Source organism: Collinsella aerofaciens (assembly GCF_039752985.1).
Taxonomy (GTDB): domain Bacteria; phylum Actinomycetota; class Coriobacteriia; order Coriobacteriales; family Coriobacteriaceae; genus Collinsella; species Collinsella aerofaciens_BT.
Map to the genome: position 1 here is coordinate 1 of NZ_JBDMHA010000109.1, position 3,232 is coordinate 3,232.

General features: G+C 63.7%; 2 protein-coding genes and 2 pseudogenes. All 4 read left to right on the forward strand.

The features are described 5' to 3' along the window. Window positions 1-212 (forward strand): annotated as a pseudogene (locus ABHR76_RS09725) (hypothetical protein); the annotation flags it as partial. A 242-nt stretch (window positions 213-454) separates the two neighbouring features. Further along, window positions 455-1,480: a quinolinate synthase NadA gene (nadA, locus tag ABHR76_RS09730; RefSeq protein WP_346977586.1), complete on the forward strand. Its 1,026-nt coding sequence runs from the start codon at window positions 455-457 to the stop codon at window positions 1,478-1,480. Between the two features lie 56 nt (window positions 1,481-1,536). Then, complete coding sequence (locus ABHR76_RS09735) at window positions 1,537-2,913, forward strand: L-aspartate oxidase (RefSeq protein ID WP_346977587.1); 1,377 nt, start codon at window positions 1,537-1,539, stop codon at window positions 2,911-2,913. Between the two features lie 3 nt (window positions 2,914-2,916). Beyond that, a pseudogene (locus ABHR76_RS09740) lies at window positions 2,917-3,232 on the forward strand (carboxylating nicotinate-nucleotide diphosphorylase); the annotation flags it as partial.

Consider the following 3,232-nt stretch of genomic DNA (forward strand, 5'->3'; position numbering starts at 1 on the left):
CGGCCGATACCATGCGCGAGACCTATGCCGACATGCTTGTGGCAATCGACGACTTCGATACCGCTATGCTCAAGCCCGGCCTGGTCGCCCATGTGCAGGGCCGCCGCGTGCTCGCGCTCGACGGCTTTGAGGCGGCACTCACCGACAAGGCCGCCAAGCAGCGCATGTGGGCATACATCAAGCAGCTGACCCCGGCAGCCGCTCCGCTGTAGCGGATTGGCGCCGGCGAGCGATTGCCTGGCGGGCATGCCGTCGACCATGCGCGGCGGCCGTCCAAAGATGCCTCCTATGCTATCGAGAGCTCGGCTGTCCTCAGTTTGCCAGTTCGAAAATGGGCCTGCCGCATGACCGAATCTTTATTTCAACTTTACACCTAGGTTTACAGCTGTCTTGTCAGCTGTAAACCTAGGTGTCATACTAAAGCTCCAAGATTCGCCAAAAGAGAGGGGCCTTGATGGCACAGAGCGCGAACATGGATGCATCGGAGCTTGCACGCGACATTGCGGCCGGCCTGGCATCGGCAACGACGGCAACGGAGCGCGCGGCACTGGTGCCCGCAGAGCTCGTCGAGGCCATTCAGCAACTAAAAACCCAACGTGACGCGGTGATCCTGGCGCACTACTACGTGGCGCCCGAGGTCCAAGCCGTTGCCGATTACGTCGGCGACAGCTTCTACCTGGCAAAGCTCGCCAAAAGCCTGCCGCAGCAGACCATCGTGTTGTGCGGCGTGGAGTTTATGGGCGAGAGCGCCAAGCTGCTCAATCCCACTAAGACCGTGCTGCTGCCCGAGCCGGGCGCGGACTGTCCCATGGCGCACATGGTCAAGCGCGAGACGGTCGACGCGGCGCGCGCCGAGTACGGCGACGACCTGGCCGTGGTGTGCTACGTCAACTCCACGGTCGAGATCAAGAGCTGGAGCGACGTGTGCGTCACCAGCTCCAACGCCGTCAAGATCGTGTCCGAGCTGCCGCAGCAGCATATCTTGTTCATTCCCGACCAAAACCTGGGCCGCTTCGTAGCCGAGCAGGTGCCGCAAAAGCACGTCATCCTCAACAACGGCTGCTGCCCGCGCCATCACATCATCACCGTCGAGCAGATCGTCGACGCGACGGAGGCCCACCCCGACGCGCTCGTGCTGGCGCACCCCGAGTGCAAGGCCGACGTCCTGGCCGAGGCCGACTACATCGGCTCCACCGCCGGCATCATCAAGTATGCCGAGGAATCCGGCGCGAGCGAATTCATCATCGTGACGGTCCGCGGCGTGCTCTACGAGCTCGAGCGCCGCTGCCAGGGCACCGGCAAGAAGTTCTACTTCCCCGCGGTGCAGCCCACCTGCGTCAACATGGATCTCATCACGCTCGAGAAGCTCGTGCGCTGCCTGGAGACGGGCGAGGGCGAGGTGCAGATCGGCGTCTCGGACGAGGCAGCAGACCAGGCCAAGCTCACGCTCGACCGTATGCTCGAGTACGCGGCGCGTTAGAACGATGTGACATGAGGGGCAGTCCCTTATGCCACATTACAAGGGAGAGGATTCCTGTGGAAACCAAGCAATACCCCGATATGGAGTGCGACGTCGTCATTGCCGGCTGCGGCGTGGCGGGTCTGTACGCGGCCCTCAATCTGCCGACGAGCACGCGCGTGATCATGCTCTCCAAGGGCGCGGTCGATGAGTGCGATTCGATGCTCGCGCAGGGCGGCATCTGCGTGCTGCCCGAGGGCTCGGACTATGATGCCTTCTTTGAGGACACCATGCACGCCGGTCACTACGAGAACCGCCGCGAGAGCGTCGACATCATGATCCGCTCGAGCCGTTCGGTCATCAACGACCTGCTAGCGATGGGCGTGGATTTTGAGCGCAAGGCCGACGGCAGCCTCGACTTTACCCGCGAGGGCGCGCACAGCCGTCCGCGCATTGCCTTCCATGCCGACATTACGGGCAAGGAGATCACGACCAAACTGCTCCAGGCCGTTCGCAAGCTGGACAACGTGCAGATTTTGGAGCACGTGGCCATGACCGACATCCTGACGGGCGAACGTGACGGCGCCACGGTGTGTGCCGGTGCCATCGCCGTTTCCGTGGACGAGGACAACTCGGTTCGTCCCGCCGACGAACTGGCAAATGCCGCCGAGGGCGTGCATGCCGGCGAGCCGTTTAAGATCCATGCCCGCCACACGCTGTGGGCAACGGGCGGCATCGGTGGCGTATACGACCATTCGACCAACTACCCGCAGCTCACGGGCGACGCCTGCTACATCGCTCAGGAGCATGGCATTAAGATGGAGCACTTGGACTACGTGCAGATCCACCCCACGGGACTGTTCTCGCCGCAGCCGGGCCGCACCTTCCTGATCAGCGAGAGCTGCCGCGGCGAGGGCGCGATTTTGCTCAACGCCGCCGGCGAGCGTTTTACCGACGAGTTGCAGCCGCGCGACGTAGTCGCCGCCGCTATTCGCGAGCAGATGAAGCAGGACGGCACTGAGCACGAGTGGCTGAGCTTTGCCCCCGTCGAGCGCGACGTGGTGACCGGGCATTTCGCCAACATCCGCGCGCGCTGCCTTGAGGACGGTCGCGACATCCTGGATGAGCCCATTCCCGTTACGCCCACGCAGCACTACTTTATGGGCGGCGTGTGGGTCGACAAGGATGGCCGCACCTCGATGCCCGAGCTCTATGCCGCGGGCGAGACGGCTTGCAACGGCGTTCACGGCAAGAACCGCCTAGCTTCCAACAGCCTGCTCGAGTCCCTAGTCTGGGGTCGTCGCGCTGCTTGGCGTATGCGCACCGGCGAGTCGCTGGCCGTGGAGCAGGCGGGCGAGCCCGCGCTCGATGGCCGTCATCGCGCCCTGAGCGCCGACACCCTGGCAATCGATGATTTGGCCCGTGCCGCCAGCACGCAGGCCGTGGAGGAGTAGACCATGAATCCCATTACCATGAAACTCGTCGTCGATGATCTGATTCTGCAGGCTCTGCGCGAGGACATTACGTTTGAGGACGTGAGCACGGCGAGCGTGTGCCCCACGGCGCGTCCCGCTACCGTTGAGCTTATCGCCAAGGCCGATGGCATCATCGCCGGCTTGGATGTGTTCGCCCGCACCTTTGAGCTGCTGGATTCGCAGAGCTCGGTGCTGCTCGACGTTGCCGATGGCGACGAGGTGCACGCCGGCGACCATGTGGGTCAGGTGCGCGGCGATGCGCGCGTGTTGCTTTCGGGCGAGCGCGTGGCGCTCAACT

Bases quoted from the DNA above. Each gene is read 5' to 3' on its own strand.
- nadA (WP_346977586.1), top strand. From the start codon at position 455: ATGGCACAGAGCGCGAACATGGATGCATCGGAGCTTGCACGCGACATT.